Origin of the sequence: Massilia luteola, assembly GCF_034420155.1 — a bacterium.
Classification (GTDB): domain Bacteria; phylum Pseudomonadota; class Gammaproteobacteria; order Burkholderiales; family Burkholderiaceae_D; genus Telluria; species Telluria luteola.
The window spans coordinates 73917-92150 of the sequence record NZ_JAXOFN010000023.1; the positions used below are offsets into that span (position 1 = coordinate 73917).

At 70.0% G+C, this 18234-nt stretch carries 15 protein-coding genes; 6 read left to right on the forward strand and 9 right to left on the reverse strand.

Annotation, left to right across the window (positions count from 1 at the left end):
• The first annotated feature begins 108 nt into the window (after nucleotides 1-108).
• The 4 genes from U9J41_RS21260 to U9J41_RS21275 all read left to right on the forward strand — a co-directional run bounded on the left by U9J41_RS21260 (nucleotide 109) and on the right by U9J41_RS21275 (nucleotide 6888).
• Nucleotides 109-3147 carry a sensor histidine kinase gene (locus U9J41_RS21260; RefSeq protein WP_322404157.1) on the forward strand — a complete coding sequence of 1013 codons (3039 nt, stop codon included), beginning with the start codon at nucleotides 109-111 and terminating at the stop codon, nucleotides 3145-3147.
• An 87-nt stretch (nucleotides 3148-3234) separates the two neighbouring features.
• On the forward strand, nucleotides 3235-4107 hold the full coding sequence (locus tag U9J41_RS21265; RefSeq protein WP_322404158.1) for an AraC family transcriptional regulator: 873 nt from the start codon (nucleotides 3235-3237) through the stop codon (nucleotides 4105-4107).
• Between the two features lie 182 nt (nucleotides 4108-4289).
• Nucleotides 4290-6449, forward strand: coding sequence for a polyphosphate kinase 1 (ppk1, locus tag U9J41_RS21270; protein ID WP_322404159.1), 2160 nt, complete (start codon nucleotides 4290-4292; stop codon nucleotides 6447-6449).
• A complete protein-coding gene (locus U9J41_RS21275; protein WP_322404160.1) occupies nucleotides 6415-6888 on the forward strand; it encodes a SixA phosphatase family protein in 474 nt (157 codons plus the stop codon). Before ppk1 ends, U9J41_RS21275 begins: the two co-directional genes overlap by 35 nt.
• A 202-nt stretch (nucleotides 6889-7090) precedes the next feature.
• Here U9J41_RS21275 and U9J41_RS21280 read toward each other — a convergent pair whose 3' ends face one another.
• The 3 genes from U9J41_RS21280 to U9J41_RS21290 are packed head-to-tail and all read right to left on the reverse strand — an operon-like array spanning nucleotide 7091 to nucleotide 9610.
• On the reverse strand, nucleotides 7091-7849 hold the full coding sequence (locus tag U9J41_RS21280; protein ID WP_322404161.1) for a class I SAM-dependent methyltransferase: 759 nt from the start codon (nucleotides 7847-7849) through the stop codon (nucleotides 7091-7093).
• The gene (locus U9J41_RS21285; protein WP_322404162.1) at nucleotides 7839-8330 is read right to left on the reverse strand and encodes a MarR family winged helix-turn-helix transcriptional regulator; all 492 of its coding nucleotides are present in this window, start codon (nucleotides 8328-8330) and stop codon (nucleotides 7839-7841) included. The genes U9J41_RS21280 and U9J41_RS21285 overlap by 11 nt, the downstream gene beginning before the upstream one ends.
• A 44-nt stretch (nucleotides 8331-8374) precedes the next feature.
• Entirely contained in the window at nucleotides 8375-9610 is a 1236-nt protein-coding gene (locus tag U9J41_RS21290; RefSeq protein ID WP_322404163.1) for an MFS transporter, read from the reverse strand.
• Between the two features lie 89 nt (nucleotides 9611-9699).
• On the opposite strand from U9J41_RS21290, the gene U9J41_RS21295 reads away from it, so the two are divergent.
• Nucleotides 9700-10491 carry a helix-turn-helix transcriptional regulator gene (locus U9J41_RS21295; protein WP_322404164.1) on the forward strand — a complete coding sequence of 264 codons (792 nt, stop codon included), beginning with the start codon at nucleotides 9700-9702 and terminating at the stop codon, nucleotides 10489-10491.
• Nucleotide 10492: 1 nt separating this feature from the next.
• Here the strand turns inward: U9J41_RS21295 and U9J41_RS21300 are convergent, their stop codons facing one another.
• The 5 genes from U9J41_RS21300 to U9J41_RS21320 all read right to left on the reverse strand — a co-directional run bounded on the left by U9J41_RS21300 (nucleotide 10493) and on the right by U9J41_RS21320 (nucleotide 16324).
• On the reverse strand, nucleotides 10493-11101 hold the full coding sequence (locus U9J41_RS21300; protein ID WP_322404165.1) for a GNAT family N-acetyltransferase: 609 nt from the start codon (nucleotides 11099-11101) through the stop codon (nucleotides 10493-10495).
• Between the two features lie 97 nt (nucleotides 11102-11198).
• Complete coding sequence (locus tag U9J41_RS21305; RefSeq protein WP_322404166.1) at nucleotides 11199-11657, reverse strand: nuclear transport factor 2 family protein; 459 nt, start codon at nucleotides 11655-11657, stop codon at nucleotides 11199-11201.
• A 268-nt stretch (nucleotides 11658-11925) separates the two neighbouring features.
• Nucleotides 11926-13377, reverse strand: coding sequence for a Ppx/GppA phosphatase family protein (locus tag U9J41_RS21310; protein ID WP_322404167.1), 1452 nt, complete (start codon nucleotides 13375-13377; stop codon nucleotides 11926-11928).
• A 74-nt stretch (nucleotides 13378-13451) separates the two neighbouring features.
• Nucleotides 13452-15131, reverse strand: coding sequence for an alkaline phosphatase family protein (locus U9J41_RS21315; protein WP_322404168.1), 1680 nt, complete (start codon nucleotides 15129-15131; stop codon nucleotides 13452-13454).
• A gap of 269 nt (nucleotides 15132-15400) precedes the next feature.
• Complete coding sequence (locus tag U9J41_RS21320; RefSeq protein ID WP_322404169.1) at nucleotides 15401-16324, reverse strand: LysR family transcriptional regulator; 924 nt, start codon at nucleotides 16322-16324, stop codon at nucleotides 15401-15403.
• A gap of 112 nt (nucleotides 16325-16436) precedes the next feature.
• Between U9J41_RS21320 and U9J41_RS21325 the strand changes: the two genes are divergently transcribed.
• Nucleotides 16437-17183 carry an SDR family oxidoreductase gene (locus U9J41_RS21325; RefSeq protein ID WP_322404170.1) on the forward strand — a complete coding sequence of 249 codons (747 nt, stop codon included), beginning with the start codon at nucleotides 16437-16439 and terminating at the stop codon, nucleotides 17181-17183.
• 28 nt (nucleotides 17184-17211) lie between these two features.
• On the opposite strand, the gene U9J41_RS21330 is transcribed toward U9J41_RS21325, so the two are convergent.
• On the reverse strand, nucleotides 17212-18231 hold the full coding sequence (locus U9J41_RS21330) for a LacI family DNA-binding transcriptional regulator (protein ID WP_322404171.1): 1020 nt from the start codon (nucleotides 18229-18231) through the stop codon (nucleotides 17212-17214).
• Nucleotides 18232-18234: the final 3 nt, after the last annotated feature.

The following is an 18234-nucleotide window of genomic DNA, read 5'->3' on the forward strand; positions in this document are numbered from 1 at the left end:
CACCGGCAAGCCATGGTAGTCCCGTCGCCCCCGCGTCGCCAGTATCCGTTCGTATAGGCGCGCGGGTGCCGCCTGCAGCGCGGGGCGTCCTGCTTTACAATCCGGCCAATGTTCCGCTTCCCGTTCCGCTTTGTGTTCCCCCGTGCGCTCGCCCTCGCCGGCGCCCTCGCCTGTGGCAGCGCGCAGGCCCTCGATCCGGCGCTGTCCATCGCCCAGCTGCACCATGACGCCTGGACGAGCAAGGACGGCATGCCGGGCGACGTGTGGGAGATGACGCAGGACACGGGCGGCTTCATGTGGTTCGCCACGCCGTCCGGGCTGTACCGCTTCGACGGCGTGCGCTTCGAGCGCATCCACGCGCTGGGCGGCACGCCGCTGCTGTCGAACGCGGTGGCGACGGTGCGCGCGTTCCCCGACGGCGCGCTGTGGATCGGCTACCGCTTCGCCGGCATTTCCGTGTACCGCGACGGCCGCCTGCGCCATTACACCGCGGCGGACGGCATCGATCCGGAGGGCGTGGGTTCCATCGTCGCGGACGAGCGCGGACGCACCTGGGCCTCGACGACCAAGGGCCTGTTCGTGCTGGACGGTGCGCGCTGGCACAGGATAGGCGCGGACCAGGGCCTGCCCGGCATGCCGGAAGGCCTGCGGCGCGATCCGGCCGGGCGCCTGTGGGTGCACACGGAAACCGCGCTGTATTATCGCGATCCCGGCGCCGACCGCTTCGTGCCCGCGGACCTCGAGGGCCAGCGCTTCGACGTCATGGCGGCACCAGGCGGCCACCTGTGGCTGTGGTACATGGACCATATCGAGCGCCTGCCGGCGCGGCTGGCCACACCGCCGCGTCCGCGCGACTGGTGGACGACGTCGTATTCGATGGATGCCGTCTTCGACCGCGACGGCAACCTGTGGTCCGCCGACTGCGACCAGGTATGCCGCCTGGCGCCGCAGGCCCTCGCCCACCTCGACGCCTGGCACCACGCCACCGATCCGGCCGACCGGCCGCCGCCCGGCGCCACGACCGGCAAACCGATCTCGGTGTTCGAAGACCGCGAAGGCAATATCTGGGTCGGCACCCAGCGCGGCGTCGACCGGTTCCGCCGGAACCGCGTCGTCTCGATGGGGCTCCCGGTCGGCAGCTACGGCGTCTCGTTCGCGCTGGACGAGACGGGCCGCCTGTGGACGCGCGCCCAGCACCCGCGCGGGATGGGCCTGTGGACCCAGGGCCCGGACGGCCCGGTGGCACAGCCCGAGACCGACGTCAATGCGCTCGCGACCGCGGCCGACGGCGCCCTGCTGCTCGGCCACACCGGCTACATCGAGCGGCGCAAGGGCGGCGTCCGCACCCGCATCCCGTTTCCGGACGACGTCCCGCAGACCGCCATGAACCCCGGCGTGCGCACGATGCTGGACGACGGCACCGGCCTGTGGACCGGCTTCGCCTACAGCCGGCTGTACCGCTGGACCGGCGGCCGCTGGCATCCCGCGCACGAATACGGCCTGCCCGACACGCCGCCCGTCTGCATGGCGCGCGGGGCGGACGGCACGGCGTGGTTCGGCTACCGCGACAGCGCGGTACTGGCCCTGCGCGACGGGAAGGTCAGCCGCTACGGCCTCGCGCAGGGCCTCGACGCCGGCGTCGTCGGCAACGTGGTCGACGCCGGCGGCGTGGTGCTGGCCGGCGGCGACAAAGGGCTGTTCATGCTGGCCGGCGGCCGCTTCCGGCCCGTGCGCCTGGCCGACCCGCAAGCGGCCGCCGGCGTCACCGGCATGCTGCTGGATGCGAGCGGCGACCTGTGGCTGAACGCGAACCTGGGCCTCGTGCGCATCCCGTCCGCGCGCTGGCGCGCCTTCCTCGCCGCGCCGGACGGCACCATCGCCGGCTACGACCTGTTCGACGCCCTCGACGGCTATCCCGGCGTCGTCCAGCTGCGCCCCGGCCAATCCAGCCTGCTGGCCACGCCCGACGGCCGCCTGTGGCTGCACGGCAGCGACGGCGCCGCCTGGAGCGATCCGGCCCGGCTGCCGCGCAACCGGCTGGCACCGCCCGTGCACATCATGAGCGTCGCCGCGAACGGCCGCAGCGTGGGCGTGGGCAAGCCCGTCGACCTCGCGGCCGGCACGCAGGACCTGCAGATCGCCTACACGGCGCCCAGCTTCACGATGCCGGAGCGGGTCCGCTTCCGCTACCGGCTGGACGGCGTGGACGACGAGTGGCGCGACGCCGGCACGCGCCGCACGGCGTATTACACGCGCCTCGCGCCCGGCCACTATCGCTTTCTGGTGAGCGCCGCCAACGAGGACGGCGTGTGGAATCCGGCGGGGGCCGCGCTCGACATCGCGATCGCGCCGACCTTCGTGCAGGGCGCGCCGTTCAAGGCGCTGTGCGGCGCGGCCCTCGTGCTGGCGGCCTGGCTGCTGTACCGCCTGCGCCTGCGCCGCGCGACCCTGCAGCTGCGCCGCCTGCTGCAGGAGCGCGCGGGCGAGCGCGAACGGATCGCGCGCACCCTGCACGACACGCTGATGCAATCGGTGCAGGCGCTGCTGATGCTGTTCGAGCACGCGCGCGGCCGCCTGCCGCAGGAGAGCCCCGACCTGCCGCTGATTGACCGCACGCTGGACCAGGCGAGGAGCGCCTTGCGCGAAGGCCGCGACGAACTGACGGCGCTGCGCGGCGCGGCGGCGCCCGCGCAGGACCTGGTCGGCGCGCTCGTCCCGCTGGGCCACATCCTCGGCGAGCAGTTCGGCGTCACCTTTGCCGTGCGGGTGGACGGCCAGCGCCGCCCCCTGTGCCGCGACGTCGCGCAGGAGGCCTGCTTCATCGCGCGCGAAGCGCTGCAGAACGCCTTCCGCCATGCGCGCGCGGCGCAGGTGACGCTGGCGGTGACGTTCGGCGCACAGGCGTTCGAGCTCATGGTGCGCGACGACGGCCGCGGCATCGGCGAGGCCGCGCGTCCCGGCCACTGGGGCCTCGCGGGCATGCGCGAGCGCGCGGCGGCCATCGGCGCGCGGCTCGACATCGGCGCCGCGCCGGACGGCGGCACGCTCGTCGCGCTCGCGGTGCCGGCCGGCCAGGCGTACGAACGTCCGGCGCGGCAATCGTGGTGGCGCCGCCTGGGGCGCGGCGTCCCGGCGGGCCAGCCGTAGCCCATACATATGTGTCTTTGGCGGCGACGATCATGTTACGATCGTCATTGCGCGAAGACGCACGCCCCATTACCAGCGACCGACACCATGATGACTCTCCACGACCTCCGCCACCTCGCCATGCGCCACGCCGGCACCGGCCCGGACTGCGCCGTGCCCGGGCTGCGGGTGCGCGCCGTCACGGCGCCGACCGCCCCGATGAGCGGCATCGAGGAGCCGATGTTCGCCCTGATCCTGCAGGGCCGCAAGCGCTCGACGATAGCCGGCCGCACCTACGAATACGGCCCGGGCGACTGCGTGATCGTGTCGCTGTCGATGCCGTCGACGGGCCAGGTGATCGACGCCAGCGAGGACGAACCGTACCTGGGCGTCGCGCTCACGTTGCGGCCGGCCGAGATCGCGGGCCTGATCGTCGAGGCGGAAGCCGATGCGGCGCCGGACGCCGTGCCGATGGCCGTGCACGCGGCGTCAATCCAGCTGCTGGACGCCGTCGGCCGCCTCGTCACCCTGCTCGACCACCCGGACGACGTGCGCATCCTGCGTCCGCTGCTGGAAAAGGAAATCCTGTGGCGCCTGCTCTCCGGCCCGCACGGCCCGATGCTGCGCGAAGTCGGCCTGGCCGACAGCCGCGCGTCGCGCATCGGCCGCGCAATCCGCTGGCTGCAGCAGCACTACGCGGAACCGGTGTCGACCCAGCAGCTGGAAGCCGTGAGCGGCATGAGCGCGTCGACGCTGTTCCGCCACTTCAAGGAATTCACGTCGCTGAGCCCCCTGCAATACCAGAAGCAGATCCGCCTGCACGAGGCGCGTGCGCGGCTGGCGGCGAGCAGCCGCGACGTGGCGGCGGTGGCGTACCAGGTCGGCTACGAAAGCCCGTCGCAGTTTACGCGCGAGTACAGCCGCATGTTCGGCAGGCCGCCGAGGGATGATCTGAGGCGGGTCAGGGAGCCGGTCGTGTGATTATTCCGGACAGCTGTGCGGGCGATGCGTCTCCCGCGGGGCGCGCTCGCCCCGGTGCATGACAGGACGTTATCCAAAATTCATTTCGGTAACATTGCGCGCCCCGAAAACCCGCTCTCTGTCACAATCTCGTCATAATCGGCTTCTACACTCCGTTGTCACGAGTGAAATCTTTCCGAAAAATGGATATGAAGTTGAAGACGGACGAGGCCCTTGCCGCGCTTCCGGCCGATAGCCCGCACCTGTTCCTCAACCGGGAACTGTCCCTGCTCGAGTTCAACCGCCGCGTGCTCGAACAGGCCGAGGATGCTTCGGTGCCCCTGCTCGAACGCCTGCGCTTCCTCACCATCGTCTCGAGCAACCTCGACGAATTCTTCGAGGTGCGCGTCGCGAGCCTGCTGGCGCAGCACCAGGCGCATGGCGGGCCCGATCCCGGCCAGGCCGACCTGGCAGGCGCCAGCGAGGAATGCCGCCAGATCATCGGGCGCCAGTATGCGCTGCTCAACGCCCAGATCCTGCCGCAGCTGTCCGCCAACGGCATCCACCTGCTGCGCCGCTCGGACCGCAACGCGGCGCAGAAGGCCTGGGTCAAGCAGTACTTCGACAAGGAGGTGCGGCCGCTGCTCACGCCGGTCGGCCTCGATCCGGCGCACCCGTTCCCGCGCGTGATCAACAAGAGCCTGAACTTCATCATCGAGCTGGCCGGGAAGGATGCGTTCGGGCGCGGCTCGGGCATCGCGATCATGAAGGCGCCGCGCGTGCTGCCGCGGCTCATCCGCCTGCCGGACGACCTGTCGGACAAGCCGGGCGCGTCCTACTGCCTGCTGACGTCCGTGATCCAGGCGCACATGGCGGACCTGTTCACGGGGCGCGAGATCGTGTCGTACTCGCAGTTCCGCGTCACCCGCAACAGCGACCTCTGGGTGGACGAGGAAGAAGTCAAGAACCTGCGCCAGGCGCTGCAAAGCGAACTCCATAGCCGCAACTACGGCTTCGCGGTGCGCCTCGAAGTGGCGCGCGGCTGCCCCAAGCATCTCGCCGACTTCCTGCTCGACCAGTTCTCGATCGACCGCTCGCGCCTGTTCACCGTCGACGGCCCCGTCAACATGGGGCGCCTGCTGGAGATCGTCAACAGCAATGCGCGGCCGGACCTGAAATTCGCGCCCTACGTGCCGGGCTTCCCGGCCAAGCTCGTGAACGCGCACGACACGTTCGCCGTGCTGCGCAAGCAGGACGTGCTGCTGCACCATCCGTACCAGTCATTCCAGCCGGTGATCGACTTCGTGCGCTGCGCCGCCACCGATCCGAACGTCGTCGCGATCAAGCAGACGATCTACCGCGCGGGCTCGAACTCCGAACTGATGGATTCCCTGATCAACGCGGCCCTGCGCGGCAAGGAAGTCACCGTCATCGTCGAGCTGATGGCGCGCTTCGACGAAGAGGCGAACATCAACTGGGCCGAACGGCTGGAGGAAGCCGGCGCCCAGGTCGTGTACGGCGTCGTGGGCCTCAAGACGCACGCGAAGATGGCGCTCGTGCTGCGCCGCGAGCCGGACGGCCTGCGCCGCTACGCCCACCTCGGCACCGGCAACTACAACCCGACGACGGCGCGCTTCTACACCGACTTCGGCCTGCTCACGGCGGACGACGAGATCACCGCCGACGTCAACGAAGTGTTCATCCACCTCACGAGCCTGACGCGGCCGACGCAGCTGGCGGCGATGTGGCTGGCGCCGTTCACGCTGCAGAAGGAAATCGTCAAGGCGATCCGCCAGGAAGCCGCGATCGCGCGCGACGGCAAGCCGGCGCGCATCATCGCCAAGATGAATTCACTGACCGACGAATCCGTGATCCGCGCGCTGTACGAAGCGTCCGGCGACGGCGTGCGCATCGACCTGATCGTACGCGGCGCGTGCTCGCTGCGGCCCGGCGTGCCGGGACTGTCGGACAACATCCGCGTGCGGTCCATCGTCGGCCGCTTCCTCGAGCACACGCGCATCTACTACTTCCGCAACAATCTCAGGAACGACGTCTACCTCGGCAGCGCCGACTGGATGAACCGCAACCTGTTCCGCCGCGTCGAAGTCGCCTTCCCCATCCGCTCGCCCGCGCTGAAAAAGCGCGTGCTGCGCGAGGGCCTGCAGGTCTATTTGAAGGACAACGTGAATGCCTGGGAACTGGGCAGCGACGGCCGCTCGCGGCGCCGCAAGGCGCGCGGCAGCCAGCCGGCCTTCGGCGCCCAGCAGTTCCTGATGGATACGCTGGGCGCGCAGGGCACCGTCAACGCGCACGACAAGGAGAACGACCATGGAACTGATCCTGTGGCGCCACGCCGAGGCTGAGCCGCACGCGGCCGACCGCGAGGGCGACCAGTTGCGCGAACTGACGGCCAAGGGCGCGCGCCACGCCTCGCGCATGGGTGCGTGGCTCGACCGCCAGCTTCCCTCGCACTGCCGCATCCTCTCCAGCCCGGCCGCACGCTGCGTGCAGACGGCGCAGGCGCTGGGCCGCAAATTCACCACAGTGGAAGCGCTGAATACGGATTCGACGGCGGAACGCCTCCTGGAAGCGGCGGGCTGGCCGGCCAACCGCCACACGGTCGTCGTCGTCGGGCACCAACCTGTGCTCGGCCAGGTGGCGTCGCTGATCTTTTCCGGGACGGCGCAGGACTGGAAGATCCGCAAGGCGAGCGTGTTCTGGATCGCCAGCAAGGGCGACGACGATCCGGCGCCGTTCGTGCGGCTGGCGGTCGGCCCGGATATCGTGGGCAAGCTGCGCTGAAGCCCGGGTCGATCCGACTGACGACAGGCCGGCGGCATCACTGTTTACGTCGTTCCCGCGCAGGCGGGAACCCAAGTTCGAGCGGCGGCCTGCACGACATCGGGGCCCCGCCAAGGGCAGCGCCTGGCCCGGGACACCGCGCCAATGATCTCGGAAATTGTGCTTCTCGCCTCATATCAGGCAGATCGACGCTGGCGTCCCGTCACAGCGTCCCGATGCGCATATTGATGGGCCAGCGAACGGTCCGCCTGATGTTCGGGTCGCCCCACGCATCCGCGATGTCGTTGGCGAAGTCGATCAGCAGCCCTTCCCTGCCGGCCTCGCGCGCGCTGCGCACCGCGGACCACGTCAGCAGATAGCCGATGAATTCGTTCAGGTGCCAGTCGAGGCGGATGTCGAGCGCCGGCGCCGCGCGCTCCGCGAACGGAAAATCGATGGTCGCGTAACCCGTGTCGACCAGCTTGCGCTCCGGCGGCCAGTACGGCCCGATCTCGTCACGGTAGAACGTCTGGAAGCGCGCGTCGAGGCGCGGTTCGAGCGTCAGCACGCCGTAGCTGATGAGCGCGACGACCGCGCCCGGCGTGCCGACCCGGCGCACCTCGCGGTAAAACGCCGGCAGGTCGAACCAGTGCGCCGCCTGGGCCGCCGTGATCAGGCTCGCGCTCGCGTCAGGCAGCGGCAGCCGCTCGGCGGGGGCGCAGCGATACTCGATCCTGTCGCCCGGCGTGGCGTTCGCGATCTGGTCGGCGCTGGGGTCGAGGCCGACGACCTTGTCGAAATGCGCTGCCAGCAACCGGGTCAGCTGGCCGTTGCCGCAGCCGACGTCGACCGCGAGTCCGCGCGCGGGCGCCGCCGATGCGAGGAAGTCCGCGAGCCGGGGCGGATACTCGGGACGGAACCGGGCGTACGCGCGGCCGCCCTCGTCGAACCAGTTGCGTGACAGTGAACGGTCAGTCGGCATGCGCATGCTCCTTTTTCAGTCTGGTCTTCGCGGCCGTGACGCGGGCCGCGAATCCTTCGCGCTCCAGCGCTTCGGCCGCGGCTTCGAGCGCGCGCCGCAACGGATGGCCGATTTCGTCCTCGAGGCCGGCGATGGCCGCGAACGTCGCGGTCCAGTGGCGCTCGAGCTTCGCGACCAGCGCCCGGCCGGCCGCGGTCAGGCGGATGCCGCTCTTGCGCCCGTCGTCGACGGCGTGGCGTGCGACCAGGCCGTCGCCCTCCAGCAGCGCCACGGTCTGGCTGATCGCACCCTGCGTCAGGTGCGTGCGCGCCGTGATGTCGGTGACGGTGCACGCGCCGGCGTGCAGCGCGCGCAGCACGGGCGTGTAGCGGGCGCGGTAATCGAGGCGCATCGCGCGGTAATGCTCCTCGGCCCCGTGCTCCACGAGTTCGCCCACGTAGCGGAGCAGTTCCCCGAGGCCGGGATTCGATCTGGTGTCCATGTCCGCATAATACATTAGCGCTAATGTAAATTCAATGGCGCCGCTCAGGCGTTCTGCAGGCGCGCGCCGCGCGTCCCGCCGCCGACGCCCACCGCCGTCACGATCGCCAGCGCCTGGAACAGCGCGATCCCGGCGAACAGCCAGCCCGGATGCCCCGCATCCATCACGAGCCCGAACATGGCCGGCCCCACGGACAGGCCGCTGTCGAGGCCCGAATAGACGACGCCGTACACGCGCCCGGTGGCGTTCTGCGGCGCGGCCGCGCGGATCATCAGGTCGCGCGACGGTCCGGCCACGCCCGAGAAGAAGCCGATGAGCGCCATCAGCGGCAGCGCCAGCCAGCCCGGCAGGACGGCCGCGCCCAGCAGCAGCGCCAGCGCGGCCGCCACGGCGAAGGCGATGGCGACCGTGCGGTCGTGGTCCTGGCGGCCCGCGCCGGTCGCCCGTACGCCCACGAAGCCGCCCAGCAGCATGCCGACGGCGGACGCCAGCATGTACGCGGTGTACGCGCCCGTCGCCAGCTCACGCGAGACGCCGTACAGCTGGATCAGGCCGATCGACGCGAACGCCTGGATCCCGCCCAGCGACACCGCCGTCAGGAAGAAGAACGCGAAGCACATCCACACGGCGCGCAGGCGCAGGAAGGACAGCGTACCGGCGGCTTCCCCGGCGGCGTCGATGGAGGCCGCGGCCGGTTTCGGTTCCGGACGCAGGTGCGCGCGGTTCAGGAACAGGATGCCCAGCACGGCGAACGGCAGGATCGCGGCGTACGCGAGCGCCATGCGCCAGCTGGACAGCGTCGCGACCGTCGTCATGAACAGCGGCGCCGCCGCCCAGCCGATATTGCCGCTGATCCCGTGCACGGAAAAGCCGTGCGCCAGGCGGGCGCGCGAGACGCGCTGGTTCAGCAGCGTGTAGTCGGCCGGGTGGAAGATGCTGTTGCCGATGCCGGCCAGCAGCGCGCCCGCCATCAGCGCCGCATAGCTGCCGGCCGCCGACAGCACCAGCGCCGACACGCCCAGCATCGTCATGCCGAAGAACAGCACGCGGCGCGCGCCGACGCGGTCGACGACGAAGCCGGCCAGCGCCTGGCCGACGCCGGACACGACGAAGAACGCCGTCAGCAGCAGGCCCAGCTCGGCATAGCTGAGGCCGAACGCGGGCTTCAGCCAGGGAAACAGCGCGGCCAGGATCAGGTGATAAAAATGCGAGGTGCCGTGGGCCAGGCCGACCAGGCCGATCACGCGCGCGTCGGTGCGCAGGTTGGTGTCTCGGGACATATTCACTCCGGAAGAAAAGACCAGTGTAGGCAAACCGACCACGTCTGAATTACGATAGCAGGACAAAATTTGTCGAGAACCGGACATCCATGCGCATCCCCGTCGTGCACCACACGCAGCCCTTGCCGGACTGCTTCGACCCGACACCCGAGCGCCCCGTCACCCTGACGGCGCGCGACCTGGAAGCGGCCGACAACGTGGCGCCGCATACGCATCCGTTCGGCCAGCTGACGTATGCGCGCGAGGGCGTGATCCGCCTGACGGCGGCCGGCAGCAGCTGGATCGTGCCGCCGTCGCGCGCCATCTGGACGGCGCCCGGCGTCGTGCACGAGGTCACGGTGCTCGAACCCGTGCGGCTGCGGCCCGTGCGCATCCACGCCGCGCGCACACCGTTCCCGGGCGAGGATTGCCGCGTGCTGGACGTGTCGACCTTGCTGCGCGAGCTGATCCTCGCGCTGGAACAGCTGCCGCCGCTGGCGCCGTCGGCGCGCGCGAGCCTGCTGTCGGAGCTGATGCTGGACGAGCTGGCGCGCGCCCCCGCGCTGCCGATCCGCGTGCCGCTGCCGCGCGACAAGCGCCTGCAGAGCCTGTGCGCGCGCCTGCTCGACGAACCGGGCGCCGCGCACACGCTGGCGGACTGGGCGCGCCAGGTCGGCGCGTCCGAACGCACGCTGGCGCGGCTGTTCGAAAAGGAGCTGGGGATGCCGTTCAGCCAGTGGCGCCAGCAGGCGCGCCTGGCGCACGCGGCGCCGCTGATCGCCCGCGGCATGCCGCTCGCGCGCGTGGCGGAACAACTGGGCTATACGAGCCAGTCGGCCTTTTCGCACATGTTCCGCAAGACGTTCGGCTGTTCGCCGTCGGCGTTTTTCGCGCAGCGCTGAGTCAGGCCGGCCCGGCCGCGCCCAGCCGCCGCTCCAGGCGCGCCCGCACGTCCGGCCAGTCGAGGTCGGTCACGGCGAACAGCACGCTGTCGCGCACATGCCCCGTCCACGTCACGCGCTCGCGCCGCAGCACGCCTTCGCGCACGGCGCCCAGTTTGGCGATGGCGGCCTGGCTGCGCGCGTTGCGGGCGTCCGTCAGCAGCTCGACGCGGCGCATGCCGGCGGCGAAGGCGTGGGCCAGCATCAGGTATTTCGCTTCCGCGTTGACGAGGGTGGCGCGCGCGTCCGGATGGATGAAAGTGCCGCCGATCTCGACGGTCTGGCGCGTGGGCTTGATGTTCAGGAAGCTCGTCGTGCCCACGATGGCGCCGGTCGCGGCATGGCGGATGGCATAGGCGATCCAGCCGCCCTGCGCGACCTGGCCGTTGAGGGCGCGCCAGAAGGCGTCGAAGTCCGCGCCCTGCCCGTTGATCGCGAACAGGCGCCACGCGTCGGGATCGCAATCGAGCGCGGCCCGGACCGGTTCGCGCAGCGACTCGTCGAACGGTTCCAGCCGCACGTGCCGGCCCGCGAGGGCGGTGTTGTTCAGGGTAAGCGGATCGGTCGTCATGGGCAGGCGAACGCAGTCGAAGTGCCGCATGATAACAGAATGACAAATTGAAACGGCCACGCCCGGGGGCGCGGCCGCGTGCCTGGAAGAATGGCGGTTAATGGACGGCCGGACGCGTTGCGCCCTTGCCTGCAGTCGCGCCGGCGCCGGCGCCCTGCGGCCGGTAGGCCTGCGCGGCCCTGTAGGTATCGTCGTATTCCTTGAAGCTGGCGATCTTGCCGCCGGCGACACGGAAGACGTGGCACCAGTCGCTGCTGAACTCGGCACCCGTCGCCTTGACGGTGAACGTGCCGTGCCCGAGCACGATGACCTGGTCACCCTGGCCGATGAACTGGTCTGGCCTGAATTCGCGCGGTTCCTGGCATTCGGCCATGACGCGGAAGAAGTCGGCGACCTGGTCCACGCCGCGGCGTTTGCCCGTGAACGGGATGCCCTCCACCTCGGGCAGTTCCCACTCGATGTCCTGCGCAAGCAGGCCGATGAGGCGCTGGATGTCGCCTTTGTCGTAAGCGTCGTACGCCTGTTTGAGCAGGCCGATGTTTGCTTGCTCGTTCATGATCCTCTCCCTGGAATCCGCTGATCGGACTTCCAGTATCGTCGCCGGTCGGCGGATTGCAATGGTCGGAGAGAAAGCGTGCAAACTGGCGCGAAGCAGGCGCGGACCAGGTGCGCCTGGCCGTCCGCGGGTATGGGGCAAAATCTCGTCCGCCCCCCGGGAACGTCGTCCTGCCAAGTTTGCATGCTGCGAGACGCAACGACCTTGGGTCCCTGCCTGCGCAGGGACGACGGTCTGACTGCTGGCACAACAAGTCGGTCAGAGAGCCCTACGTCGTCACGCTGAACGGCACCCCGACGTCATCCCACGCGGACGCTTCCTTTTCGAACCACGCGGCCACGGTCGGATGCTGGCGCAGCCAGCCGCGCGGCGTCTCGATGTCGATGCGGCCCTTCATGCGCAGGCGGACGGCGTCGACGTCGTCGTCCACGCGCGCATGCATGAACACGGCCGCCAGGCGCAGCGCCAGCACGGCCTTGGCCAGGTCGGGCACGCCCAGCACCTCGCGCACCTTGCGCAGATTGCCCTTCTGGCCCAGCACGATCAGGCTCATCAGGCGTTGCTCGCGGGCCGTGAAGCCCGGCAGGTCGGCGTGCTCGACGATGTACGCGGCATGCTTGTGCGCCCCCGTGTGCGAGACGGCTTGCCCCACCTCGTGCAGCATGGCGCTGCGCAGCAGGTGGTGGACGACGCCCTCGTCCTGCGGCGACAGCTTGTCGAACAGCTTCTTCGCGATGGCGGCCGTGCGCGCGGCGCGCTGGACGTCGACGCCGAAGCGGCGCATGCAGTCCTGGATGGCCAGGTCGCGGCGGTCGTGGCGGTTGGCGCGCAGTTCCAGGTCGGACAGCACCCCGAGGCGCAGGCCGGCGTTAATCGCCGTCATGCCGGGCACGCCCAGTTCCTGCATCACGCCGATCAGGATGGACAGGCCGGCCGTCATCACGATCACGCGTTCGCGTTTCACGCCCGGCAGGTCGAAGGCGTCGACATGGCCGAGTTCGATCAGCCTGGCGCGCAATGCCAGCAGGCTCGCCAGCGACATCGTACCGTCGCCGAGCCGGTTGCGCGAAATCACTTCGTGGATCGCGCGCATGGTGCCCGAGGAACCGTAGACGGCCTCCCAGCCGTGCTCGCGGTATTGGCCGGCCGCGTCTTCGAACTGGGCGCGGGCCGCGTTGACGGCCGTCTCGAAGGCGTCCGCGCTGATGTGGCCGCCGTGGAAATACGTCGCGCTCTGCGGATGCGTGCCGATGCTGAACGATTCGACGATGTGGATGTCGTCGCCGTGCGCCGCGATGACTTCGGTGGAGCCGCCGCCGATGTCGATCACGAGCCGCCGCTCGGCGCGCCGGCCCAGCGCGCGCGCGACCCCCATATAGATCAGGCGCCCTTCTTCCTCGCCGGAGATGATCTCGATGGGATGGCCGATCGCCTCTTCCATGCGCGGCAGCACGGCCGCGGCATTGCTGGCCACGCGCATCGTGTTGGTCGCGACGACGCGCACGGCGTCGAGGCGGAACTGGCGCAGGATGCCGCTGAAGTCGCGCAAGGTGCGCAGGGCCGTCTCCACGGCGGCGTCGCCCAGTTCGTTGTCCGGACCGAGGCCGGCCGCGAGGCGGATCGGGTCGCGCGCCGTGCGCACGATGTGGATCTGGCCCGCGATCGGCTCGCCGATGTGGAGGCGGAAGGAATTGGAGCCGAGGTCGACTGCTGCGTACATGGATGGGCCCGGATGAAATGGCGTTGACCGCAGTATAGCGGCCGGCGAGTCCGCCGCGTCGCCCGGCGCCGCCGTCAACGCAGCGCCTCGGTCAGCGCGCGCCCCTCCGAACCCGCCGGACGGCGCACGTGCAGGATCTGCGCGAGCGTCGGCGCGATGTCCACGACCTCGGCATAGCCGGCCTGCTCGCCCGGACGGATCCAGCGCTTGCCCATGATCAGCAGCGGCACAGACGTGTCGTACTGCCAGGGCGTGCCGTGGCTGGCGCCCGACGTGCCGCTGCTGAAGATCGTGTACGGCGTCGTCACCACGAGCAGGTCGCCGGACAGCGCGCGGTTCCAGGCCCGCTGCATCAGCGTGCCCAGGCGCGACGTCGAGGCGACGCCCTGCTCCAGCTGCGTGCGCGTGAAGACCTCCGCAATGCCCGGCTGCGCGAGCAGGAAGCGGGCGGCGGCATTTTCCACGTCGGCACGGGCGAGGCCGCGGCGTTCGATGGCGGCGTAGTCGAGGTGAATCTCCGGCAACAGCGACGTCTTGACCAGTTTCGCGACGCCGAAACGCTCGGCCAGATGAGCGTCCAGCTTGTCCAGCAGCGCCCGCGGGTTCACGCGCAGCGCGTCCGCGTGCTGCGCGCGGGAGAACTCGGCCGTGTTGGCGAAGCCGTGGTCGGCCGTCAGCACGACGAGCACATTGTCCATGCCGACGCGCTTGTCGAGGAACGCGAAGAACTGCGCGATCTGGCGGTCGACCTGTTGCAGGTGGTCGTGCGACATGCGGCTTTCCGGGCCGTAGGCATGGTTCACGTAATCGTGGCCGGACAGGCTCACGCCCAGCAGGTCGGTGGCGCCGGTCGGATTGCTGCCCAGCCGTTCGCCGTCGACGGCGGCCTCGGCGAATTCCAGCGTCAGCGCGTCCACGGCCGGGCTCTTCTTCAGCCGGACGTAATAATCGGCCGCCGGCTTGCCGCTGTCGCTGTAGAACGTGAACGGGAAGCGGTTCGTGCCGGACGTCGTCGGCTCCGGGTACGGCGCGTCGTCGGCATAGGCCCTGTCGTCCAGCAGCGGCGTCCACGACTTGGCGTAGTAGCGGTCCTGCGGCTTCGCGGCGCGGAAGCGCTCGGCCCAGGCGGGATACCGGTCCAAGTAATACGTGCTGCTGGCAAAATCGCCCGTCTTGTCCATGTACATGTAGGCCGTACCGGTCTTGCCGGCGAGCAGGATGGCGCCGCGGTCCTTGCCCGACACGGTCACGACCTTGCTGCGGTTGCCGCTCGCGTAGCGCAGCTGGTCGCCGAGGGTGTCCACGCGCAGGTTCGCGGGCGACGTGCCGTCGTGCGGGTCCGTCTCTTCGTCGATGTAGTGGTAGCGGGTGTCCTCGGTGCAGTAGACCTGCCGGCCATCCGGCGCGATCCAGTTGTTGCCGATGATGCCGTGGCGGTAGGGATAGGCGCCCGTCAGCACGGCCGAGTGGCCGACGGCCGTCACCGTGATGCCGTGGGCCTGGTGCGCGTCCGTGAACGACGCGCCCTGCTCCAGCAGGCGGCGCAGGCCGCCGGGGCCGAACTGGCCGCGGTAGCGCTGCACCTGCTCGGACGGCAGGCCGTCGATGACCATCACGACCACCAGCTTCGGCGGCTTCACCGACGCGGCGACCTGGGCCGGTTTGGCGGCCGGCGCGGCGGATGCGGGGCCGGGCAGCCACAGCGCGGCGCACGTGATCAGGGTGAGCGAAGTCTTCAGCCGGGAGGGTCGCATGCGGTCGGTCTTTCGGTCGGGTTGCTGGTTATTGGCAATCGTACATTGTATGAAGGGTAAATGTCAGTGGCGTGACAGTGCGTGAGCTTTGCTCCGGATGCTCATCGCCGCTTGCCGCCCGGGCCGGCGCGGCATCGCACGCGGCGGCCGCAACGATTGCCGCACGGCCTAACGCCGGCCTGGGCCTGGGCCTGCTGGCCGTCCTGCCCTTGTTGAAGGATGCGGTGACGGCAGCGGCTGCGAGTGGTAGCGCCGCCGCGCGGCCGGCGTCAGCCGGTGAAGTGCGCGGCCAGGCCCAGTTCGCGGAACCGCTCGACGACGAAGTCGACGAACACCCGGGTCTTGGCCGGCAGCAGGCGCCGGCTCGAATAGTAGAGGAACAGCGGCCCCGTCTCCGCATACCAGTCCGGCAGGATGCGCACGAGCCGTCCATCGGCCAGCAGCGGCCCCGCGTGCGGCGCCGGCAGCAGCGCGATGCCGAGTCCCGCCGCAGCCGCGTGCGCCATCGCTTCCGGATCGTCCAGCACGGCCACGGGCCGGCATTCGTACGGCGCCACGCCGCCGGCGTCGTCGCGCAGGGTGAGCGCCTGCAGCCGGCCGAAGCGGATCGAGCGGCGCGCGATGCCGTCGTGCGCGGGCAGGTCGTCGGGATGCCGCGGCGTGCCGCACCGCGCCAGGTAATCGGGCGACGCCGCGAGCACGATGCGCACCCGCGCCAGCTCGCGCGCGACGACGCCCTGCGGCAGCTCGACGCCGCCGCCGATGGCCACGTCGAACCCTTCCGCGATCAGGTCGACCTGGCGGTTATCGAAATGCAGGTCGGGCAGCACCTCGGGATAGCGGCGGCGGAATTCCGCCAGCATCGGCACGAAATGCATGCGCCCGACGGCCGGCGCCAGCGCCACCTTCAACGGTCCGGCGGCGTGGTTGGCGCCCTGGCGCACGACGGCCATCGCGTCCTGGATGCGGTGCCACGGCTCGGCCACCTCGCGCAGCAATTGCTCGCCCTCTTCCGTCAGGCTCAGCTTGCGCGTGCTGCGCCGGAACAGGCGCACGCCGAGGCTCGCTTCCAGCCGGCCGACGTTCTTGCTGACGCCGGCCGGCGTGAGGCCGAGGCGGCGCGCGGCGGCGGAAAAGCCGCCGTCCTCGGCGCTGTGGATGAAGGAATCGAGGTGGACGAAAGCGTCGTTCATGGCTGATCTTTAACCCGCAGTTGAAAGTCTTACGCGTTTTGTCCGGCTAGTTTGAACCGGGAGTTGGAATGATACTGCATCCATCAACCACCCCAACCGAATGGAGAACAGCATGGCAACCACGCATTTCGAACACAAAGTCGCTTTCGTCACCGGCGGTTCGCGCGGCATCGGCGCCGCCATCGTCGAGCGCCTGGCACGGGACGGCGCGGCCGTCGCGTTCACGTACCAATCGTCGGACGCCGCCGCGCAGGCGCTCGCCGGCCGCATCGAGGCCGCCGGCGGCCGCGCGCTGGCCCTGCGCGCCGACGTCGCCGACGCGCAGGCGCTGACGGCGGCCATCGACGCGGCCGTCGCCAAGTTCGGCCGGCTGGACATCCTCGTCAACAATGCGGGCGTGTTCCTCGGCGGGCACGTGACGGAATTTTCGCTCGCGGATTTCGACAAGACGGTCGCGGTCAACCTGCGCGCCGTGTTCGCCGCGACACAAGCGGCCGTGCGCCACCTCGGCGACGGCGGGCGCGTCATCAACATCGGCAGCACGAACGCGCTGCGCGTGCCGTTCGCCGGCGCCGCGGTCTATGCGATGAGCAAATCGGCGCTGACGGGCCTCGTGAAGGGCCTCGCGCGCGACCTGGGCCCGCGCGGCATCACCGTCAACAACGTGCTGCCGGGCCCCGTCGACACGGACATGAACCCGGCCGACACCGATTTCGGCAAGTCGCTGCACGCCTTCATGGCATTGCCGCGCCACGGCCGGCCGCAGGAGATCGCGTCGATGGTGGCGTGGCTGGCCAGCCCGGAAGCGGGCTTCGTGACGGGCGCCGACCTCGCCGTGGACGGCGGCTTCGCAGCCTGAACACCGGGGTCAGAGCCCGAATTGTCGATCAGTCGACCGGTTTGACGGACTCGCGCACCACGAGGTTCAGCTGCGGCACCTCGATGTCGAGCGTCTCGTGGCCGATCATCTTGACGATGGCGCGGCCGAGGCATTTGCCGACGTCGAACAGCGGCTGGCGCACGGTGGTCAGCGGCGGCGTCGTGTACATGGAGCTGTGCAGGTCGTCGAAGCCGATCACGGAGATGTCTTCCGGGACGCGGATGCCGCGCCGGTACAGCGCCAGGCGCGCGCCGTACGCCGTCAGGTCGTTGGCGCAGAAGATCGCGGAAAAGCGCTGCTTCGATTCCAGCAGGCGCTCGACCGCGAGCAGGCCGCCCGATTCCTGGAAGTCGCCGCCCACGATCAGCTGCTGCTGTTCCTTGATGGCGTGCTTGGCGAGCGTGTCGCGGTAGCCGGCCAGGCGGGCCAGCGCATCCTGGTGGTCGGACGGACCGGTGATGAACGCGATGTTGCGGTGCCCCTGCGCGATCAGGTGGCCCACCGCTTCGCAGGCGCCCCAGTAGTTGTCGAGGCAGAAGCCGTAGGCGCGCGGCGCGCTCAGGTCGCGGCCGAAGGCGACGATGGGCACGCGCTGCGACAGCTTCAGGATCTGCGCATCCTTCAATTTGCCGCTCAGGATCACGAGGCCGTCCACGCGCCGCGCGATCAGCAGCTCGATGCGCTCGGCCTCCTCGTCCGCATGCCAGTGGCCCGAGACGATCAGCGGCGCGTAGCCCGTGCCCTGCAGCGCTTCGTCGATGCCCGCCATCGCGTCGGCGAAATACCCCGACACGAGCGACTGCGTCAGCACGCCGATGGTGCGCGAGCTGCCCGTCTTGAGGTTCTGCGCCAGCACGTTCGGCTTGTAATTGAGCCTTTCGATGACGCTTTCGATGGCCTGGCGCTTTTCCTCGGACACCTTGGCGGTGCCGTTCAGGAAGCGCGACACCGTCGCCGCCGACACGCCCGCCACACGGGCGACCTCGTGGACGGTGACCATCTGCGGGCTGCTGGAATCCTTTTTCATGCG

What these genes read in the sequence shown, in the direction of transcription:
- U9J41_RS21260 (WP_322404157.1), top strand. Translation starts at nt 109, where the DNA reads ATGTTCCGCTTCCCGTTCCGCTTTGTGTTCCCCCGTGCGCTCGCCCTC.
- U9J41_RS21265 (WP_322404158.1), top strand. Translation starts at nt 3,235, where the DNA reads ATGATGACTCTCCACGACCTCCGCCACCTCGCCATGCGCCACGCCGGC.
- ppk1 (WP_322404159.1), top strand. Translation starts at nt 4,290, where the DNA reads ATGGATATGAAGTTGAAGACGGACGAGGCCCTTGCCGCGCTTCCGGCC.
- U9J41_RS21275 (WP_322404160.1), top strand. Translation starts at nt 6,415, where the DNA reads ATGGAACTGATCCTGTGGCGCCACGCCGAGGCTGAGCCGCACGCGGCC.
- U9J41_RS21280 (WP_322404161.1), bottom strand. Translation starts at nt 7,849, where the DNA reads ATGCCGACTGACCGTTCACTGTCACGCAACTGGTTCGACGAGGGCGGC.
- U9J41_RS21285 (WP_322404162.1), bottom strand. Translation starts at nt 8,330, where the DNA reads ATGGACACCAGATCGAATCCCGGCCTCGGGGAACTGCTCCGCTACGTG.
- U9J41_RS21290 (WP_322404163.1), bottom strand. Translation starts at nt 9,610, where the DNA reads ATGTCCCGAGACACCAACCTGCGCACCGACGCGCGCGTGATCGGCCTG.
- U9J41_RS21295 (WP_322404164.1), top strand. Translation starts at nt 9,700, where the DNA reads ATGCGCATCCCCGTCGTGCACCACACGCAGCCCTTGCCGGACTGCTTC.
- U9J41_RS21300 (WP_322404165.1), bottom strand. Translation starts at nt 11,101, where the DNA reads ATGACGACCGATCCGCTTACCCTGAACAACACCGCCCTCGCGGGCCGG.
- U9J41_RS21305 (WP_322404166.1), bottom strand. Translation starts at nt 11,657, where the DNA reads ATGAACGAGCAAGCAAACATCGGCCTGCTCAAACAGGCGTACGACGCT.
- U9J41_RS21310 (WP_322404167.1), bottom strand. Translation starts at nt 13,377, where the DNA reads ATGTACGCAGCAGTCGACCTCGGCTCCAATTCCTTCCGCCTCCACATC.
- U9J41_RS21315 (WP_322404168.1), bottom strand. Translation starts at nt 15,131, where the DNA reads ATGCGACCCTCCCGGCTGAAGACTTCGCTCACCCTGATCACGTGCGCC.
- U9J41_RS21320 (WP_322404169.1), bottom strand. Translation starts at nt 16,324, where the DNA reads ATGAACGACGCTTTCGTCCACCTCGATTCCTTCATCCACAGCGCCGAG.
- U9J41_RS21325 (WP_322404170.1), top strand. Translation starts at nt 16,437, where the DNA reads ATGGCAACCACGCATTTCGAACACAAAGTCGCTTTCGTCACCGGCGGT.
- U9J41_RS21330 (WP_322404171.1), bottom strand. Translation starts at nt 18,231, where the DNA reads ATGAAAAAGGATTCCAGCAGCCCGCAGATGGTCACCGTCCACGAGGTC.